17 protein-coding genes and 1 pseudogene are annotated in these 18,336 nt (G+C 63.0%); 9 read left to right on the top strand and 9 right to left on the bottom strand.

The genetic code is table 11. The features are described 5' to 3' along the window. Window positions 1-269: 269 nt before the first annotated feature. The 7 genes from J8I33_RS11630 to J8I33_RS11600 all read left to right on the top strand — a co-directional run bounded on the left by J8I33_RS11630 (window position 270) and on the right by J8I33_RS11600 (window position 7,041). A complete protein-coding gene (locus J8I33_RS11630) occupies window positions 270-1,010 on the top strand; it encodes a phytanoyl-CoA dioxygenase family protein (RefSeq protein ID WP_209924255.1) in 741 nt (246 codons plus the stop codon). Next, a complete protein-coding gene (locus J8I33_RS11625; protein WP_209924254.1) occupies window positions 1,007-2,587 on the top strand; it encodes a cobalamin-dependent protein in 1,581 nt (526 codons plus the stop codon). Before J8I33_RS11630 ends, J8I33_RS11625 begins: the two co-directional genes overlap by 4 nt. Continuing rightward, a complete protein-coding gene (gene aepX / locus J8I33_RS11620) occupies window positions 2,553-3,962 on the top strand; it encodes a phosphoenolpyruvate mutase (protein WP_124630106.1) in 1,410 nt (469 codons plus the stop codon). The genes J8I33_RS11625 and aepX overlap by 35 nt, the downstream gene beginning before the upstream one ends. A 14-nt stretch (window positions 3,963-3,976) precedes the next feature. Beyond that, entirely contained in the window at window positions 3,977-5,083 is a 1,107-nt protein-coding gene (locus J8I33_RS11615; protein WP_185722562.1) for a phosphonoacetaldehyde reductase, read from the top strand. Window positions 5,084-5,190: 107 nt separating this feature from the next. Beyond that, window positions 5,191-5,496, top strand: coding sequence for a hypothetical protein (locus J8I33_RS11610; protein ID WP_124630104.1), 306 nt, complete (start codon window positions 5,191-5,193; stop codon window positions 5,494-5,496). Between the two features lie 50 nt (window positions 5,497-5,546). Continuing rightward, entirely contained in the window at window positions 5,547-6,269 is a 723-nt protein-coding gene (locus J8I33_RS11605; protein WP_124630103.1) for a CDP-alcohol phosphatidyltransferase family protein, read from the top strand. Window positions 6,270-6,333: 64 nt separating this feature from the next. Further along, window positions 6,334-7,041, top strand: coding sequence for a glycosyltransferase family 2 protein (locus J8I33_RS11600; RefSeq protein WP_185722560.1), 708 nt, complete (start codon window positions 6,334-6,336; stop codon window positions 7,039-7,041). A 36-nt stretch (window positions 7,042-7,077) separates the two neighbouring features. Here J8I33_RS11600 and J8I33_RS11595 read toward each other — a convergent pair whose 3' ends face one another. From J8I33_RS11595 to J8I33_RS11580, 4 genes are read right to left on the bottom strand one after another with little or no spacing between them, the layout of a single operon-like run. Beyond that, entirely contained in the window at window positions 7,078-8,265 is a 1,188-nt protein-coding gene (locus J8I33_RS11595) for an aminotransferase class III-fold pyridoxal phosphate-dependent enzyme (RefSeq protein ID WP_209935683.1), read from the bottom strand. Between the two features lie 25 nt (window positions 8,266-8,290). After that, window positions 8,291-9,115, bottom strand: coding sequence for a radical SAM protein (locus J8I33_RS11590; protein ID WP_185722558.1), 825 nt, complete (start codon window positions 9,113-9,115; stop codon window positions 8,291-8,293). Window positions 9,116-9,147: 32 nt separating this feature from the next. Continuing rightward, window positions 9,148-9,627, bottom strand: a complete 480-nt coding sequence (locus J8I33_RS11585) for an NlpC/P60 family protein (protein WP_185722556.1) — start codon at window positions 9,625-9,627, stop codon at window positions 9,148-9,150. Beyond that, window positions 9,624-9,992, bottom strand: coding sequence for a hypothetical protein (locus tag J8I33_RS11580; RefSeq protein WP_204384782.1), 369 nt, complete (start codon window positions 9,990-9,992; stop codon window positions 9,624-9,626). The genes J8I33_RS11585 and J8I33_RS11580 overlap by 4 nt, the downstream gene beginning before the upstream one ends. A 407-nt stretch (window positions 9,993-10,399) precedes the next feature. Here J8I33_RS11580 and J8I33_RS11575 point away from each other — a divergent pair, with 407 nt between their 5' ends. Beyond that, window positions 10,400-11,065 carry a hypothetical protein gene (locus tag J8I33_RS11575; RefSeq protein WP_124637496.1) on the top strand — a complete coding sequence of 222 codons (666 nt, stop codon included), beginning with the start codon at window positions 10,400-10,402 and terminating at the stop codon, window positions 11,063-11,065. Between the two features lie 313 nt (window positions 11,066-11,378). Here the strand turns inward: J8I33_RS11575 and J8I33_RS11570 are convergent, their stop codons facing one another. After that, window positions 11,379-12,503, bottom strand: coding sequence for a sensor histidine kinase (locus J8I33_RS11570; RefSeq protein WP_209935680.1), 1,125 nt, complete (start codon window positions 12,501-12,503; stop codon window positions 11,379-11,381). A gap of 286 nt (window positions 12,504-12,789) precedes the next feature. Here J8I33_RS11570 and J8I33_RS11565 point away from each other — a divergent pair, with 286 nt between their 5' ends. Then, window positions 12,790-13,896 carry a PHB depolymerase family esterase gene (locus tag J8I33_RS11565; protein ID WP_209935677.1) on the top strand — a complete coding sequence of 369 codons (1,107 nt, stop codon included), beginning with the start codon at window positions 12,790-12,792 and terminating at the stop codon, window positions 13,894-13,896. A 33-nt stretch (window positions 13,897-13,929) separates the two neighbouring features. On the opposite strand, the gene J8I33_RS11560 is transcribed toward J8I33_RS11565, so the two are convergent. The 4 genes and pseudogenes from J8I33_RS11560 to J8I33_RS11545 form a co-directional block, all read right to left on the bottom strand. Beyond that, window positions 13,930-15,699 carry a histidine kinase gene (locus J8I33_RS11560; RefSeq protein WP_209935674.1) on the bottom strand — a complete coding sequence of 590 codons (1,770 nt, stop codon included), beginning with the start codon at window positions 15,697-15,699 and terminating at the stop codon, window positions 13,930-13,932. Between the two features lie 83 nt (window positions 15,700-15,782). Next, window positions 15,783-17,195, bottom strand: a complete 1,413-nt coding sequence (locus J8I33_RS11555) for an HD domain-containing phosphohydrolase (RefSeq protein ID WP_209935671.1) — start codon at window positions 17,193-17,195, stop codon at window positions 15,783-15,785. A gap of 121 nt (window positions 17,196-17,316) precedes the next feature. Then, window positions 17,317-17,544, bottom strand: a pseudogene (locus tag J8I33_RS11550) (GNAT family N-acetyltransferase); the annotation flags it as partial. A 323-nt stretch (window positions 17,545-17,867) separates the two neighbouring features. Further along, complete coding sequence (locus J8I33_RS11545) at window positions 17,868-18,272, bottom strand: hypothetical protein (protein WP_124555055.1); 405 nt, start codon at window positions 18,270-18,272, stop codon at window positions 17,868-17,870. Window positions 18,273-18,336: the final 64 nt, after the last annotated feature.

Below are 18,336 nucleotides of genomic sequence, written 5' to 3'. Positions count from 1 at the left end.
AATCCTGTTTGTCTACCTAATATGAATCGAGCGCGGCACGCTCGTGATCGCTGATTCGATAAAGACTCAGATTGTCGATTGGCCAACTGAGTCGTGTGAACCGAAGACTTCGATCGATTATCCGAAGTAGATTGCGAATTGCTCGGGATGCGCATTCAATGTGCGTATCGAGTGAAGCGACACGATGTGCATTGAAAGGACGGGGGCGTTTGAGTCGTTCGCAAACGCATAGTCAACGAAGCGTGGCCTACTGATGTCGGCGAAGAAAAATGAATACGCCTGGTCAGCCGTGGATGTTGGTGAAACACATTCTCGTTGGTGATCGAGAGCTCGGCGCCGCGCGTGCATATTGCCAGTCTCTGCTCGACGCGCCCGTGCATCGCCTGCCGCTGATCGCGTATCGGGAGGATAGTGCCCAAGGCCGGCGTCTCGTACGTATCGAGCGCTTTGTGGAAGATTTCGCCGAGCGGACCGGGATCGATCTGCATGCGCGCTGCAATGCGCTCGCGCGAGCGCTGTTCGAGCGTCCCTGCCTGCTATTCAAGGACAAGATCAATTTCCGCTACCCGGCCTCGCCAGGCTTTAGGGCGCATCAGGACGCCGCCGCGGGCTGGAATCGCTATGCGTCGCACTACGCGACCGTTGCTGTGCTGATTGAGGCGTCGCAGCCTGACAGCGGTGGCTTTGAATTCGCGACCGGGGCGTCGCCCGGCTTTCTTTATCCGAATCTGAACGGTCAACTCGACGACGCATTCTTCGCGTCGCTTTGCCCGCAATCACTCGATGTAGACGCAGGCGACGGACTGCTATTTGACGGCTATGCGGCGCATCGGACATATGCAAACCGAACGGGACATGTTGTCCCACATCTTTTTCTCACGTTCAATTGCGCCGACGAGGGCGATTTTCGCGACCGCTATTACGCGGAAAAGATCGCGGGCATGGCATCGCACGGCGACGGCTACGCGTTCCGACTGTTCGATTTCGGTCCCGAAGGAGCCATGCGATGACACGCTTCGTCGGCAACATCAGGGTCGAGTTTCTTGACCCCGCGCAACGGTCGGACGTTGTCTACCGGGGCCTCGAAACCGCGCTGTCGGCGAAGGATTCCCGACGTTTTCAGCGTGTGATGCTGGTGTCCCCCGGGGCGATCCTGTACCGTGGCGACCTGCCTCGCTGCACCTATCCATTGGGACTGGGCTATCTCGGTGCGATGCTCGAGCGCAATGGCTATGACGTACGGCTGCTAGACTGCCTGGTTGAGGGCTACGATCAGATTGAACCCGTCGACAACGCGGGCGAGTTCGTTCGCTACGGTCTCGGTGCCCGGTCGATCCGCGACGCGTTGCGCCGGTGGGAGCCGGACGTGATCGGCGTGTCCAGCATTTTCTCGAACCAGTCCGACATCATCGAGGAAATCTTCCGTATCGCGCGCGATACGGTTCCCGACGCGCTTCTGATCACGGGGGGTGCCCACGCACGGTATTTTCCGGAGCAGTATCTCGAGTCGCTTGACGCCGACGCGGTTTTTCTCGGCGAATCGGAAAACACGATCGTGGAATTCCTCGACTGGGCGAACGGCGCACGACCACTCGAGAGCCTGCAAGGCATCGTCGTGCGGCAGCGCAGCGTCAACCGGATCTTCTCGAACAAGTCGATGCCGCTCATCAAGGTTGCGCGAGCATGTTCGAGCGACCCGATCGCCGACCTCGACGTCATTCCCTATCCGGCCTGGCACCTATACAACATGGAGCGTTACTTCGAAATCGGCGCCTATCAGTCGCCCTATACGGTCGGATCGCGTGTGGCTCAGCTCTACACTAGCCGAGGATGTACCGCGAAATGCTCGTTCTGCACGACGACCAACTTCTGGGGCGGCAAGCTGCGCCGTCGCAGTCCGGAGAACGTGACGAATGAAATCCGTTCGCTCGTCGAGCACTACGGAATTGACGAATATCACATACAGGACGACAACATCACGAACGACAAAGAGCATGCGCGCATGTTGTTTCGTGCGCTGGCCGACATCAAGCTTCCGTGGTGCACGCCGCAAGGAACCGCGCTTTGGCGCATGGATGAAGGCCTGCTCGATCTGATGCGCGACGCGGGATGTTACCAAATCACGTTCGCGATCGAAAGCGGCGTGCAGCGCGTGCTGACCGAGCTGATCCGTAAGCCGCTCGATCTCGCGCGCACGCGTCATCTCGTGAGATACGCACGAGATATCGGGCTCGACGTACATGGCTTCTTCATCATCGGCATGCCGCCGATGTTCGGTTGCGATGGCGAAACGATCGACGAAATGCGCGAAACCTATCGCTTCGCATGCAACGCGGGCTTCACCAGCGCATCGTTTTTCACGGCAACGCCGATAGTCGGTTCGGAACTGCTGACGGAATGCTTGCGCCAAGGATTCGTTGCCCCGGACACACCGCTTTATAGAATGTCGTACAAGCAGGGGTTGATCGAAGTTCCCGGACTTTGGACCGGCACCGAGATCGCCGCACTCGCACACGAATTCAACACGTTGTTCAACAGAGGGAGTGTCAAGCATGGACGCCGATTCTGGAGCGAGCAGCAATACTGAATGTAATGGCGAAGGTACGCGGCCGCGGCCGGTCGTCTATGTCGCGATGTGCGCGGACGTGTTCCATGATGGTCACGTGAACGTGCTGCATCATGCGTCGACTTACGGCGACGTGATCGTGGGATTGATGACCGACGAGGCAATTGCGAGCTACAAGCGGATGCCGCTCTTCTCGTTCGAGCAGCGGCGTGCGGTCGTCGCGAGCAGTGTCTGGGTCAAGGATGTCGTGCCGCAGACGACACTCGACTTCCGCCCCAATCTACGCGAGCTTCGGCCCGAATTCGTTGTACATGGCGATGACTGGCGAGAAGGCGCACAGCGCGATACGCGTGCACAAGTTGTCGAGGTGTTGCGTGAGTGGAGCGGCACACTGATCGAAATACCCTATACGCACGGCGTATCGTCGACCTATGCCCAGCAACGCATCCGCCGAAACGGTATTGCACCGAGCGCGCGGCAAGCGCGTTTGCGCCACGCACTGCGCGTACGCCCGTTGATTCGCGTGCTCGAGGCCCATAGTCCGCTCGCTGCGCTGATCGTCGAGCGCGCGCAGGTTCGAGACGGTGGAGGCGTTCGCGAATTCGACGCGATCTGGTCGAGTAGCCTGACGGACTCGACAGTGCGCGGCAAGCCGGACATCGAAGTCGTGGATCTGTCGATGCGGTTGCAAACGATCAACGAAATGTTTGACGTGACGACGAAGCCACTCGTTTATGATGCGGACAGCGGAGGTCTGCCCGAGCATTTCGTGTTCACGGTGCGTGCGCTCGAGCGTGTCGGCGTGTCGGCCGTCGTGATCGAAGACAAGGTTGGCCTCAAGCGCAATTCCTTGTCGTCCGGCGTATCCGCCCAGAGCCAGAGCGACATCGCGGAATTTTGCGAGAAGATTGCCGCCGGCAAGGATGCGCAGGTTGACGACGCGTTCATGATCGTGGCACGGATCGAAAGCTTCATCCTGGGCGCGGGGATTGATGATGCACTTCAACGCGCGCATGCGTATGCGCAGGCGGGCGCCGACGCGGTATTGATCCACAGCCGCAACCACCAACCCGTCGAGGTACTGGACTTCTGTCGTGCGTTCCGGCTCGCCGATGCGCGGACGCCGATCTTTGCGATCCCGTCAACTTATGACATCGTCAGCGAGCACGACCTCGAGGTTGCCGGCGTAAACGGCGTGATTTACGCCAATCACCTGCTGCGCGCTGCGTATCCAGCAATGACGGCCGCCGCCGAGTCCATATTGCGCCATGGACGCGCGCACGAATGCGCGCGTGCGGGCGCGAGCCTGCACGACATTTTGTCCGTGGTGGCCGGCAATGTGGCCGATGCCGGCGCGCGGGCCGATGCGACGCCAAGAACCGGCGAAACCGTGTAAAGAGGTGGAACGACATGTCCGTACACCTGTCGCTCGTATTCCCGGGCGCCGCCGCGCACGTTCCGCAGCTTGTTCGCGAACTTGTCGCACGGCGGATCGCGGTGCTTCGCGGCCCTCGCTCGTTCGATCTGAGCGATGCGCAGGCATTGCTGCATCTCGGGGCCATGACGTGCGATCGCGTCGACTACGTCGTCGCCGACGCTTCCCCCACGCTGGAATCGATCGAGATGGCCGGCGCGTTCTTTGCGGCGAGCGGCGCGGACGCGATTCTTGCGATAGGCGGCGGGGCTGTCATCGATACGGCGAAAGGTGTCAGACGGATCGCCGCATGTCCGCACTTGTGCGCCGCCGATGCGCTACGTATGCGCGGCGGGTCTACCCGACGGCTTCCTGCTTGCATCGCGGTGCCAACCACGGCCGGGACGGGAAGCGAAGTCACGCCATTCGCGACGTTCTATGTCGGAGGCATCAAGCATTCGGTCGACCATCAGGACGCCATGCCGGACCGCGCCGTGGTCGATGCGCGATTGACGGGAAGCCTCGACGCACGCCAGACGGCCTGCTCCGGTGTCGACGCAATCTGCCACGGCATCGAGTCGATGTGGTCGAACGCGGCGACGGCGGAAAGCATCACGTATGCGAGCGATGCGCTGACGCTCTGTGGCAGGCATCTAGGCGACGCGATTCGCAAGGGAGACGCCAACGCACGTGCCGCCGTCATGTACGCTGCGCATCTGTCCGGCCGCGCGATCGCGATCACCCGCACAACCGCGGCACATGCGTTGTCGTACGCTCTGACGGCGCGGTTCGGTATCCCCCACGGTCATGCGGTCGGCCTGTTCATGGGGCCGGTGCTCGCCGAACACGCGCGTGCGGTTCATCGCGGCAAGGGCATTGCCGAATATCAGGAGACGATCCTGGCACGCCTCGCGTTGCCGAATGCACGCACGCCACGGCAGCGATGGGAGGCGCAGTTGCGTGAATGGGCGCTGCCCGCGACGCTCGCAGAGGCCGGCGTCCCGCGCTCGGCATACGCGGAACTCGTTGCGGAGGTGAATCTCGAACGGCTCGCCAATCATCCGGTACGCCTCGATCTGCAACATTTGCTCGATGCGTTGTAAGTACGGACCGCTGATCGATTTCAATCCAGATAATCGGCCCGCAACGCGGCATTTGCCCCCGACGCGTTGATCAGCGGACCACTTTACGGGGGCATGGAGAGCAAGTGATGAGCAAGCAACCCGAAGTGGTACATGCGAATTTCGATTTGTTCCAGAAGGAGGCGTCGACCCTGATCGGGTCGTTCTCGGAGGCGATCGCGCGCGTCGGCAGGGGGCCCGCGCCCAATCAGGCAGTGCTCAAGCAGGTGCTCGAGGCCTCGCTCGCGAACACACTGGCGTCACTCGCGGCGTCATTGGCGACGTCGATCTCCCACGTGTCGCGTGCCGATTCGTTCGCGAACAACGTAGGCCGTTTGCGTGAGCGTGTGCAGTCGCAAAGCAATTTGTTGATCAAGGCAAGCGAGATCAAGTGAAAGATGCGGCCTGGTTGAAACTAGGCCGCACTTGTGAGAGCACGCTCATCATGACCTCCGATTCGGGCACTTTTCAGGCGTTCTTGCGTCAGCAGATCGAACGGGAGCAGGCGCCCGTCTACAAGCCGATTCGCAGGCTGTCGACGCGCCTGTCGTGGCGCCTCGCGAAAGCGAACGTCCACCCCAACCTGCTGACGTTTCTCGGGGCGCTCGCGGCGCTCGCCGCCGCGACCCTGATGTCGTACGGGCAGCGTGGCGCGATGATGGCGGCAGCGGCGCTTATCGCGGTCGCGTATCTGTTCGACTGCATGGATGGTGAGGTTGCGCGAGCCGGCGGCCGGGCGTCCGCGTTCGGCGGACAGCTCGATCAGCTTTCGAATTGGGTGACGCTCGTCGCACTGCAGATCGGGCTGGCACTCGGCGCCTCCGTGCAGTCCGGCAACCCGTCGATGGCGACGTGGGGAATGTTTGCCTTGGCCGGCTGGTGCACGTTCTACTACCTGTACCTGCAACTCGCGAGCTGGGTGCCAGGCGACGGCCCGTTTGCGCTGCTGCGCAAGTTGTCGCGCATTCTCTTCGCGGCGATGCCGCTCGACGAGAATCTCGTGCTGCTTGCGGCGATCACGGGCCATGCGAAGATCGGTATCGTGGTATCGGCGATGCTGTCGCTGGCGCTGTCGGCGGTAGTTTGCGCGACTTACATCGCAGGCATGATCGCATCGATGCGCGAGACGCGCCAGGCGGATGCGGCATCAACGGCCCCCCCCTCCTGACGCGGCAATCCGGGCGACAGAAGGGATTTCCGGGATCGGCATCGACGTGGCAGGTTCACCGCACATGATTACCCGCATCTTGTGCCTACTACCCGTTCGCAACGGCGCGGAGCACCTGCAGGCATACTTCGATAACGTGCGGCGCTTCGCGTCCGGCATCGTCGCGCTGGACGATGGAAGTACGGACCAGACGCTCGACCTGCTGCGCCGGGAGGCACTTGTTCTTCAGGTGCTGCGCAATCCGCGACGATGGTCCTGTGCAGGATGGAACGACGCAGAGAACCGTCAAAGGTTGCTAGACGCTAGCGCCGTCCACGCACCCGACTGGATCGTCTGGCTCGACGCCGATGAACTCATCGCGGAACCCGACCTGCCTCTTCTGCGAACGCTGATCTCCGAAATCGCAAATCCGGGGCACGCTTATGCGTTCGAGGTTCTCAGAATGATCGGGGACTTGGCTCATTTCGACCAGCACCGACTTTGGGTGTATCGAATGTTCGGCTTCCGGGCCGGACAGCGTTTGCCTGCGGCGCGCCTGCACTTCCAGCCGATTCCGGACGACATCTCCCGGGAGCACATGCACCGGACCATCATTCGCATTCTGCACAAGGGCGGCATGACCCCGCAGGCAAGGCGCGCCAGATTTCTGAAATATCGAGAGGCCGATCCCGGGAAACTCTGGCAGGCGACGTATGCCAATCTCCTAGCAGGTCCGGGACATCTGTGGAGCCTGCGCGCGCATCCGAAAGACGCAGACATCGTCATCGAATGATCCCGCCTCTGGATTGCATCGATTTCCGTGACGGACCTAGCGAACGCTGCGGGACGCGACGATCGTTTCCGCGACCACATCCAGCGTATCCATCAACGGCTCCAGTTCTGCCGTCAACGCCGGGGTAATCATCAGTTGCTGTCCATCGGGTGAAAGCACAGCGAAGATACCTCGCTCGAGCAGTGACTGGATGATTTTTTTTGGTCGGGACGCGTGCGCAAATTCGGGATCGCCTCCCCCGAGGTTGACCGCCATCGATAGCCCTACGCCATGGATGTCGAAGTGCCCCCCCAATTTTCGGCCGTTGGATTCGAATATCGCGGTCACGGCACTCGCCAGTTCGAGCGCACGGCTACCCAGGTCGGCGGCCTGGTGGAATGCAAGGGTCGACAACGCCGCTGCACAGCCCGCCGGCGACCCACCGTAAGTGGAAGCGAAAGAAGCTTCGTCCAAAAAGGATCGCAAATCGTTTGCCACGAGCGCGAGAGATAACGGGTAGAGCCCGTTTGTGAGTGCCTTTCCGCAAGTAATGACGTGCGGGCGAATGGGGCGGCCTTGGAATGACCATGGATGCCCCGTTCTGTTCATACCCGTCCCGATTTCATCACAGACCAACAGAAAGCCAAATTCGTCCGAAAGGCGCTGAAGCAGATTCAGGAATGCGTCCGGTACGACACGGCACCCGGCGTTGGTGAGGACGGTTTCGAACACGACCGCTCCTATGCTGTCTTCTCGCGTGAGTAACGCTTCGATCGTTGCAAGGTCCGCGTCCGAAACAGGAGCGGGCAGCGCGAAACGTCGATTATCGAGCCCCAGCGCATCAATGTGGTCGACAGGATATCCCGCGGCGAGCGCCGCGCCGAGCGTGCTTCCGTGATAGGCGTCGCCGACGCACGCGACTCCCCCTCTGCCGGTTATGACGCGGGCGACCTTGAGCGCGTTGTCGATCGCCTCACTGCCGCTGCATGACAGGATCGGAATGTATCCGGGAAAGATGCTGCCGAGCTGTTCCTTGAACCGCTCCTGGTTCGGATCCGTGCACCACGAGGGTCTGAAAGGGAGGGCTCTGGCGGCCTCGATCCAGTCCGTGAAGATCGCTTCGTTGTTCCAGCCGGCATTGGTGACGTTCCAACCGGAAGTCAGGTCGTAGTAGACACGCCCGTCGATGCCGATCAGTCGATCGTTCTTCGCGCCATGGAGCGCCAGCAGTTGTTCTCGGCCCATCTTTCGTCCTCGCTCACCATCGCCATTAGTCGTCTATCGCGCCCTCGGTCTTGTAGCAGTTGCGGCAGTGCGGCACGACCCGGCGCCCTGACGAGACGAGACTGGACCGGAACGCCTGACCTCGGCGCAGGATGTCGTCGACCTCTTCGCTGAAAATGTTTCCAATGACGCCACTCCGATCGAACGAGAGCATGCAGACATGCACATCGCCGGTTACCGTGATGCACATCGCGTTGCCTGCCCAGAAACAGGCTCCTTGAGGAAGGACGTCGGCCGCAAAGGGTATTTCCCGTCCTTCTCTGTCAATAGGGCAGACTCTGGTCCATGCGTCGCACCTGCGGGACAGGACGACAAGCTCACGATCGTAGATCGCGCCGCGCAGATAGGTGATCTCGTAGATTCCGACGCTCAAATGCGGCTCGCCTGCGGCATCTCGCGCATCCAGCAGCCTTTCCAAGCCGCGCAGCGTTGGTAACCACGTGCCGGGCCCCCGGTTGGCTTCGTGCAGGACTCGTCCACCCCCGTCTATGGACACGTATGCGAGATCTCCTTCGCGTGTTTGCCGAACAATCTCGGCACACGTGTCGTGCGAAAGCAGGAGCCCGTTAGTGTGGAACTCGAGTGGAACGCCAGGAGCGGTCGTATTGCGGATGCGAAGAAATTCGCCAAATCGCTTGTTTGTCAGCGGTTCACCGCGCCAGTTCAGATGGAGTTTCTCGATCGTGACGCCGGCGGCATTCAATTTTTCGAGCACGAGCGCGAAGTGATCCGTCGAGAGCAGGCGCGATGTATGGACATGCTTGGTATAGCAGTCGCGGCACGCCAGATTGCATGCCGCGGACAGATCCATCCAGATCCATAGGGGAACGGATCCTCGTTCCATTATCGGATTGCCCCCAAGGCACGCCAGTCGACCATGCGCAGGGTACTTCGCCGCCCGTCCAGCGCCCCCTCAATTTCACGCCATTGACGGTCCCAAATCGAAGTCGATCGAGGATCGACCCGGATGACCTTGCCTGCCGACGTAGACGCCCAGATCCACGATCCGTCCGGCAGGCACGCCGCGGCATGTTCGTGGATTCCGTCTTCGTCCCAGTCGAAAAAAGCCAACAGGCAGCGCTGCGCCGATACCATCTCCGTGGCTTGTACAGTAACGCCTTGGCGGCCTCTCGCCATTTGATCCGCAGTCATCCATGGAAGCTGCGCAACCGTGAGCCGCAGGCTCTTGCGAATGGCACGCATCAACAGACTCGAACAATCGATGCCGGTCGGCCCGCGGCCGCCGAACTTGTACGGGGCGCCAACCGAAGCCGCCAACCAGTGAGCGAGTCGAATCTCGTACCTGGCAATCGAGGCGATCATTCGAACGGCTGAACGCCCGAAACAAGAATGATTTTGTGGGCGAGCCGTGGGCTTCTGAGCGACGACGACGCCCCCACGACCATCGTTCCTGTAATGAGATCGTGCTGGTATTTGACGCTCGGCCACCATGGCGGGATATAAAGGATGGCTTCCACGCCGTCCTGGACAAGCAACCCGTCAGCGCCGGCTTCGGTAATGCTGACGACAGCCGGACTGCCGGGCTTGATCTTGCCAGCAACCGCCAGGCTTTCGCCCCCGATGTGCAGCTCGCCGCCAATGCCGGTCCGATTAGCCGTTTGCACCACTAATTGTGCGTCGCCGACCCGTAGCGGCGTTGATTTGATGTCGTCGGTGTGAACCGACAATGACAGATACCACGTTCCCCGGATTCGGACTGCCGCCATCGTTGCCCCCTTATGCGATAAGTGTGGTGGCTACTCGATAGAAACACGCAAAGAGCGTATCCATGTAGCGTTGCGTTGTCTACTATTAGATGCACCATCAACTCCGACCTGAGCAGGTGATGCATGGCACCGCGACCCTGCGACTTGCGTCGACAGGAGTGCGTTCGATGAAATCCGTCTCATCTGGCCAGACCCCAAACGAGTTACATCGATTCACCGGGACGCCCTCCCACCCCCTCCTCTGGGCCGTTCGTTGCTCTGGCGAAGTCTTCCGTGTCACGGCGACGGGAAAAATCACCGAGTCGTCCCTTCCGAAGGGATGGCATGCCGAGGAGGTCACGGTTGCCGCGCAGGGTAGGACCTGGGTCATGGCACGAAACGAATGTCACGCGAGATGGGGAGTCTGGCTGCGCGTTGCTGGCGGGGCTTCCTGGAAGCTGGTGATCGAGTTGGAACAGCATGCTGCGATTGCTGCAGCAAGGTCAGGCGTATGGGTGCTGGCAGGACACCGGCTGGACTTGATTGGCGACGACGGTCGTATTCTGCAATCCAATGGTCTCGAATTCGACGCGGTTGGCGTCTGTGAAGGTCCCGATGAGTCGCTGTGGTTGTTGGGGGGCCTTGCACGCTTGGGGGGAAAGCCGATTCGGAGACGAGGCGCAGGGGCGACGTGTTGGCACGAGATGCCAGAACCCATCGCGGCGACACAAATTGCTTGCGCACCGGACGGATGCGCGTGGACGGTCAACTCGCGAGGAGACCTTTGGCGGCTTCACCCGGACGGCCCCGGTCACTTCGCCGAGTGCCGTCAATCGGCAAACTGCCGCAACTGCCTGAAATCGCCTCGCGCCGGCATGGTCATCCGCGTCTGTGTCGGAACCGACGGTCAGGTCTGGTGTTTGACCCCAAAAACGGTACCAGGAGGATATTGCATCGCCAGACTGGCGCCCGGAAGCCGCCGCATGACTGAACTTCCCGGCCAGGTTGGCGCGATCAGCATCGCCGCTGCCACCGGTTGGCCTGACGGCGAGTAAGTGTCCAAAGCAGCATATCGGCGTCGGGCCGATGTTCCGCACCAATGTCAGCCCGGAAGCAATTCAGCCGATGGCGCTCTAGTGAAGCGGACATGCGACCTGGTCGATTTTTGGCGGAGACGAGTTAATCCGCTTTGGGCGACCGCACGACGCGCATCATTGGTACGCGAGCGGCCGGTAAGTCCTTGAAAAGCCGACACCCGAATGTCAGATCCCCTTACGCGAAGAATGGCGCTTCCTCGCCGATAGCGGCCTCTCGCCACACCGCCAACCGCAAGCCCGGCGAATCATTCCCCTGCCCGCGCTCCCCGCCTCATATGCCCCTCGGCAACCGCACCGTAAAAACGGTTTCCGTCTGATCCGACCGCGCATCAATCCGGCCGCGATGCGCCTTGGCGATTTCGTTGGCGATAAACAACCCGAGCCCTAGACCGGCATCATCCCCCGTCCGTCGCGAACGATCAGCCTCCCCGCGCTCGAGCGGATCGAAAATACGGTCGAGCGTGCGCGGATCGATCGCCGGCCCGCTGTTGCCGACCTCGACGACCACGTCGGCGCCCGTCGTCGCGGCCACCACCCGCACCGGTGTATCGCGCGCACCGTACTTGACGGCATTGCTCACCAGATTGCTCAGCAACTGCTGCATGCGCTGGTCGTCCCACTCGCCCCGGAGATCCCCACGCATATCGACGGTGATTTCGCGATCCGGATGACCTGCCCGCAGCTCGTCCACCACATTGACGAGCACATGCGCGAGGTCGATAGGACGGGGAACGACGTTGATGCCCAGCCCGAGCTGGGTTCGATTGAAATCGCAGAGATCATCGAGAAGGCCCTGCATGCGACCACCGCTTCTGATCAGCCGAGCGGCGGCCTCCGATACCTCCTCACCCGCATTGAGCGCGGCAAGATACGACGCCGTGAGCTGGATCGTCTGCAGCGGCGTGCGCATGTCATGGCTCAGCATGCCGAGAAACAAGTTACGAGCCTGTTCGACCTGTTCGGTAAAAAACGAGACGGATTCCGCCAGCGCCTGATCGATCGCTTCGTTGAAGCGAATCATGTCGTCCATGTCGACCGGGCGCGGCTGACACGCGTCGATCCACAGGCGCAGCACGCTGGCACGCAGCGCCCGATACTCGGCCGCCAACTGGTTGATGTTGAAACCCCGCTGGGCGCGCAAAACGGCATGCGTCTGCGCGGCCGTCTCGCTGGCGTTCGCCGGCTCGGGTGCGCGCCCCAGCGATTTTTCGTGTTGCGCTTTCCTCGTCTGCGGGGTCGCGATGTCCTTGGCGACGGCGATCAGGATCTCGCGCGCGTGGTCGCGTAGTCCGTGCGAGGTCATGTGCCTCGCGGCCGGTAACAGCGTGGCAGCAAACGCTTCCCACTGCACCAGGATCGGTTCCATGTTCCGTACGATGAAATCGGAAAGACGCATGTCGCCCCTCACAACGGAATGAACGGTGGACGCTTCTGTCGAACCGCAAGATATCACGTGAATGACGGCGAGGCCCGAAGCGGGCTTCGATTCGCACGCCCGTCACGTCGGGCGGCCACTATCGTCGATAATCGATCCGCGTCATTCCGGTTCCGCAGGGCGCCACACCTTTCAATTGCCGCGACGCCGGCAGCACGAACCTTGCTTCGCGCCCGTTCGACCTCCATCCGACGGTGGGATCGGCCGCCGCTTCCTGTCACGGCCGGCCGCCGGCACGAGATTGCACATGCCCAGGAAAAAATCCAGCCTCTGGTTGCGGCATCTTGAACTGTTTTCCGCGGCGGCCGGTGGACGTCCGAAGAAGCGCGCCGGCAAGCCGCGGCCGGCCGCCAAAAAACCCGCCACCAAGCTCACTCAACGGCCCGCCAAGCCGGCGGCCCCCGCCCGCGCCGCCAAACGGACGGGCACCGCACGCGCCCCGTCGGCCCGGCCGCCCGGCACGTGGCTTCGCTCGTTTCATTCGGCCGGCCCGAGCGCCGGCCGGCTCGTGAACCATCTGGCGTACGCGCTGTATCTTCCCGCCGCACCGGCGGCAACCGCGGGCATGCCGGCCGTCGTCATGCTGCATGGCTGCAAGCAAACCGCCGAATCGTTCGCCGCGGGCACGCGCATCTGCCGTCTCGCGGAGCGCTCGGGGTTCGCCGTGCTGTTCCCCGAGCAGGCCAAGACGGCCCATGCGCACCGTTGCTGGCACTGGCATGGCGACGCGACCCAGTCGGAAGCCGCGTCCGTCGCGTCGCTGGTCGACGCCATCGCGCAGCGCCACGGCTTCGATCGCGACCGGATCTACGTGGCCGGCCTATCCGCCGGCGCCGGGCTCGCCGCGGCGCTGGCGCTCCGGTATCCCGACCGCTTCGCGGCCGTCGGCCTGCACTCCGGCCCGGCCATCGCGCCGCCGTCGTCGACGATGGCCGCGATGAGCCTGATGCGTCGCGGCCTCCGCGACGATCCGATCCACGCGCTCGACGCGTGCGCCGACGTCGCGGCCTATCCCGGCATGCCGGCCTTCATCGTCCATGGCCGGCTCGATACGGTCGTGACCGACCGGAACGCGACGCAGCTCGGCATCGCGTTCGCGCGGCTCAATCGGATCGTCGACGAACACGGTGCGATCCGCGTCGGCGAGCAACGCAGCTACGCGCAGGACGATGCGGACTACGTCGACTATCTGAAGGGTGGACGGCTGGTCGTCAGGGTGTGCATCGTCCGCGGGCTGCCGCATGCATGGAGCGGCGGCGATCCGGGCGAGCCGTTCCATTCCGCCACCGGCCCGGACGCGACCGCGATGTTCTGGCATTTCTTTCGTCGTCAGCGCCGCAAGCGACTGGCGTGACGCGCGACGCTCGCGCCCGTCGCCATCGCGTCGTCATGCCCGTTGCTCCAGCGCCGCCGCGTTCGCACGATCGCCGGCACGCCGAACCGGCAACCGTATCCGGAAGGTCGTGCCGCGTCCCGGCTCGCTGGTCACGTCGATGGTGCCGCGATGACGCTCGACGATGCCGTGCGATACCGACAGCCCGAGCCCCGTGCCCTGCCCGACCGGTTTCGTGGTGAAGAACGGATCGAAGATCCGCCGGACGACGTCGGGCGTCATGCCGGCGCCGGTGTCGCTGATCGCGATCGATACCTGGTCGCCATCGCTCGACGTGCGGATCGTGATCACGCCGCGCTCCGGAATCGCCTGCGCCGCGTTGACCAGCAGGTTCATGAAGACCTGGTTCAACTGCGACGGCAAGCATTCGACGTGCGGGACGTCGCCGTAATCGCGCACGATGTCGGCCTTGTACTTGAGCTCGTTGTGGACGACGTTGAGCGTGCTCTCGAGGCCCGCATGCAGATCGACCACGCTCCATTCGTCGCTGGCCGGGCGCGAGAAATCGCGCAAATCCTGCACGATGCGCCGCACGCGCAGCGCGCCGTCGATCGATTCGTCGATCAGCATCGCGATCTCGTCGCGGACGTAGTCGAGATCCGCGACACGGTGCACGGCCGTCAGCGCGTCACGGGTGGCCGGATCGAGCTGCGGCAGCGTGACCTCATGCGCCGCGACCACGTCGAGCAGGCTGCGCACCCACGTCTTCAGCGTATTGAGGTTCGCGCTGACGAAGCCGATCGGATTGTTGATCTCGTGCGCGACACCGGCCGCGAGCTGCCCGATCGACGCGAGCTTTTCCGACTGCAGCAATTGCTCGTGCGTTTCCTCGAGCGCATGCAGCAGGCGCCGCTGTTCGTCCTTCTCCTGTTCGAGCAGCGCGTGCGCGGCCTTGCGTTCGTCGATCTCGGTCGCCATGTTCTCGCGCGTACGTTGCAGCATCTGCGTCGTCTGCTCGTAGCGATGCAGTGCGCGTTCAAGTTCGCCGGTTCGCAACCGCACGAGTCGCTCCAGCGTGTCGGTCATCCCGCGCAGGAACGTTGTGCGCGCATCGAAACGGCACACCAGCAGCGTGACGACCAGCGTCGCCATCGTGAACAACGCGACCGTCGTCGCGAGCCACGGTGCGTCGACGTCGTTCGCGGCGCCGCACCGCGCATCCGGCGCGAAATGCGCGGCCGCCATCGCCGTGTAGTGCATGCCGGTAATCGCGATGCCCATGATGACGGCCGCGCCGATGCGCTGCGCGGTCGCGTAGCGTGCCTGCTGCATGCGCAACGCCTGCGCGATCCACAGCGCGGCCGTCGACGCGATCACCGCGATGCCGATCGACGCGGCGAACAGCAACGCATCGTAGCGAATGCCGGGCTCCATATGCATCGCGGCCATCCCCGTGTAGTGCATGCCGGCGATCCCGCCGCCCATCAGCACGCCGCCCGCGCACAGCCGCCGCCAGCCCAGCCGTGCGCGCGTGACGACGTTCAGCGCGAAATACGACACCAGCACCGCGATCGCCAGCGAGGCGCCGGTTTCCTGCCATGCATAGCCGAGCGGCACCGGCAACGAAAACGCGAGCATGCCGACGAAATGCATCGACCAGATGCCGGTGCCCATCGCCGCCGCGCCACCGCCCAGCCACGCGCGCTTGAGCTTCGGATTGTCGAGCAGCGAAATGAACGCGGCGAGGTCGAGCGTCGTATAGGAGGCCAGCGTCGCGATCGCGAGCGACAGCAGGACGAGCGGAACGTTGTAGATGCCATGCATGATCGGACGCCCGGAACGGGTTGATTGCATCGCCTCGGTGCGGGCGCTCGCGCGCACCGCGGCCATCAGGCCGCCGTTCGACGTCAGGCCGGCGGCGCGCCTGGGTGGGGGGCGTGCGCGTGCCCCGCCGGACGGGCCAGCACGAGAATGTCGAACGGCGTGCCCTCCCGCGTTTCGAAGCGGCGCACGAGTTCGATCTGGTGCGCGGACATCACGCTGCCCTTCGTCATCAACAACACGCCGCGATGCGTGCGCAGATCGTCGGCGAGTTCCATTCCTTCGCGCAGTTGAGCCGACCGGATTTCCGCGACGGACGCCGCGATGCCGAGGCTCGCCGGATCCCGCATCAACTCGACGAAGCGTGCGACCAGTTGCGGGTCGTAACGCACGCCTGCTTGCGAGTGCAACACGTCGATCGCCTGCTCGATCGAATGCGGCGCCCCGATTTCGCCGTGGCGCAGCCCTTCGAAATCGCGCGCGATCGCGACGATCCGCGACCCGACCGGGATCGCGTCGCCGACCAGCCCATCCGGCGTGCCGCGGCCGTTGAAGCGCTCGTACTGGTGCAGCACGATCGACGCGACCTTGTGCAACTGGGCGACCGGCGTCAGCACCATCTGCGCGCGCAGCGGATGCTCCTGGAACACCCGGTGCTCGTCCGTCGTCATCCGCGTGAGCGGCTTGTGCAGCAATTCGTCCGGCAGCGACAGCTTGCCGATGCCGTGCAACAGCCCCGCGAAATAGACGTCCTGCGCATGCAGCTCGCTCATCCCGTCGGCGAGCGCGAGCCGGCGCGCGATCTCGCCGACGCGCATCGCATGCCCGCTCGCGGCCCCGCAGCGCAGCTCGATCATGCTTGCGCACACCTGAACCATCGCCGTGAAGCTGCTTTTCAGGTCGCGCTGCGCCGCTTCGAGGAACATCACCGTCTGGCCGAGCTCCTCGGTGCGCGCGCGAACCTGCGTTTCGAGATCCGTGTTGAAACGGCGCAGCGCTTCGTTCTGCGCTTCCGTCAGCGCCGCCAGCCGGGCCGCTTCGCCGCGCAGACGGCGCTGCTCCAGCGCGTGCTCGATCGTCAGCAGCAGGTCGTGATCGTCCCACGGCTTGTTCAGGTAGCGATACACGCCGCCTTCGTTGACGGCCTGCATGACCGACGCGATCTCCGCATAGCCGGTGAGCAGAATGCGCATCGTGTCCGGGTACAGCGCCCGCGCGCGCGCCAGGAATTCCGCGCCGCTCATGTGCGGCATCCGCATGTCGGACACGATCAGGTCGATTTCCGTCGACGCCAAAATCCCGAGCGCGGCCTCGCCGCTGTCGGCGGTCACGATGTCGTAGCCGGTGGGCCGGAACACGCGCCTGAGCGCGGACAGCACGTTCGGTTCGTCGTCGACCAGCAGGATCGACGGTACGCGCGCCGCGTCGCCGGATGCCGCGGCGGTGTCGGACGTTTCGGGCGGCACGGCATTCACGCCGTTTGTTGCAGATGTCGTCATAATCGGCCTCGGATCAATTATTTACGCCCTCTCTGCAACATCGGCCGGTGCCGCGTTTTCCACATTGGTGAAAACGCTAATGCGTGCGTGTCGATTTCAACCGGAATGCATCACGCGAGTGCTACGTCGTTGCCGCGCCCGGTTCGCGGCGGTAGGTGATGTCCCATTCCGCTTCGTCGGTTCGCACGAAGCCGTGCCGTTCGTAGAAGCGGTTCGAATCGCTGCCGCGCAAAGCGCCGACGCGAACGGTCATTCGATGTTCGTCGGCGTCGGCCAGGATCGCGCGCAGCACGGCGGCGCCGATGCCTTTGCGCTGATGCGCGGGCACGGGCCACCGGGCATCGAGGACGCGTGATCGCTTCAGCGCGCCTCGATGCCTTGCGCTTGCATGAACTGACTCCGGACATCTTCGCTCAACACGGACTTCGGCGGCACACCTCTCGTCGATCGGCGAGCGCGAAGCAAGCGAGCGAGCCGATGCGATCGGCTCAAGGAATAAAAAACGCTGGCCAGTAAGCTGGCCAGCAAAAGGTTCTGGCGATCCGAGGTTGAGTGTGCCAGAACCGCATACATTGACCGGCGTACGTGTACAAACGGACGGAGACGACAAACGACCTGCCCCAAAGATCGGGACGCCCGGCTCGACCCCGCGCAACAATCTGTGATCGCAGTTTAGGCCAAGCTCACGGATGCTGCCACGCGAGCGTTCACGCCCGCAAGCTCCAACGCATCGTCGGCATTCGGCCCTTCCCATGTCGCGATCATCGCATCGGTCGGCAGATAGTCGGGATCGGCCGACGCGACGCCGGCCCACAGTCCTTGAGACACCTGTCTGCCATGGAGATAAAAGTGCAGTTCCCGGCCAGCGCGCTCGCAAGTACACCGGATTCTCTCCACCGATTGGCCCAGCCCTCTGATCTGTGCGACCTGGTTGCGATCCAGCTCGAACATGGCGCTCACCACCCCGTCGCAATCGACAATGCCGATCATGTTGCTGTCATCGGTGAATGTCCACGACGGATGCGGCGTGCCCAAACGCAGCATGAAAAAATCTGCGGATTCTGAACCAATCATCATGTTTCTCCTGCAACGATACGCCGTTCTACTAACTGTAACTCGATAAAGACACGCGCTCATCCAA

Source organism: Burkholderia sp. AcTa6-5, from assembly GCF_017815075.1.
Lineage (GTDB): Bacteria > Pseudomonadota > Gammaproteobacteria > Burkholderiales > Burkholderiaceae > Burkholderia > Burkholderia sola.
This window is presented reverse-complemented; position numbering and strand designations above follow the sequence as displayed.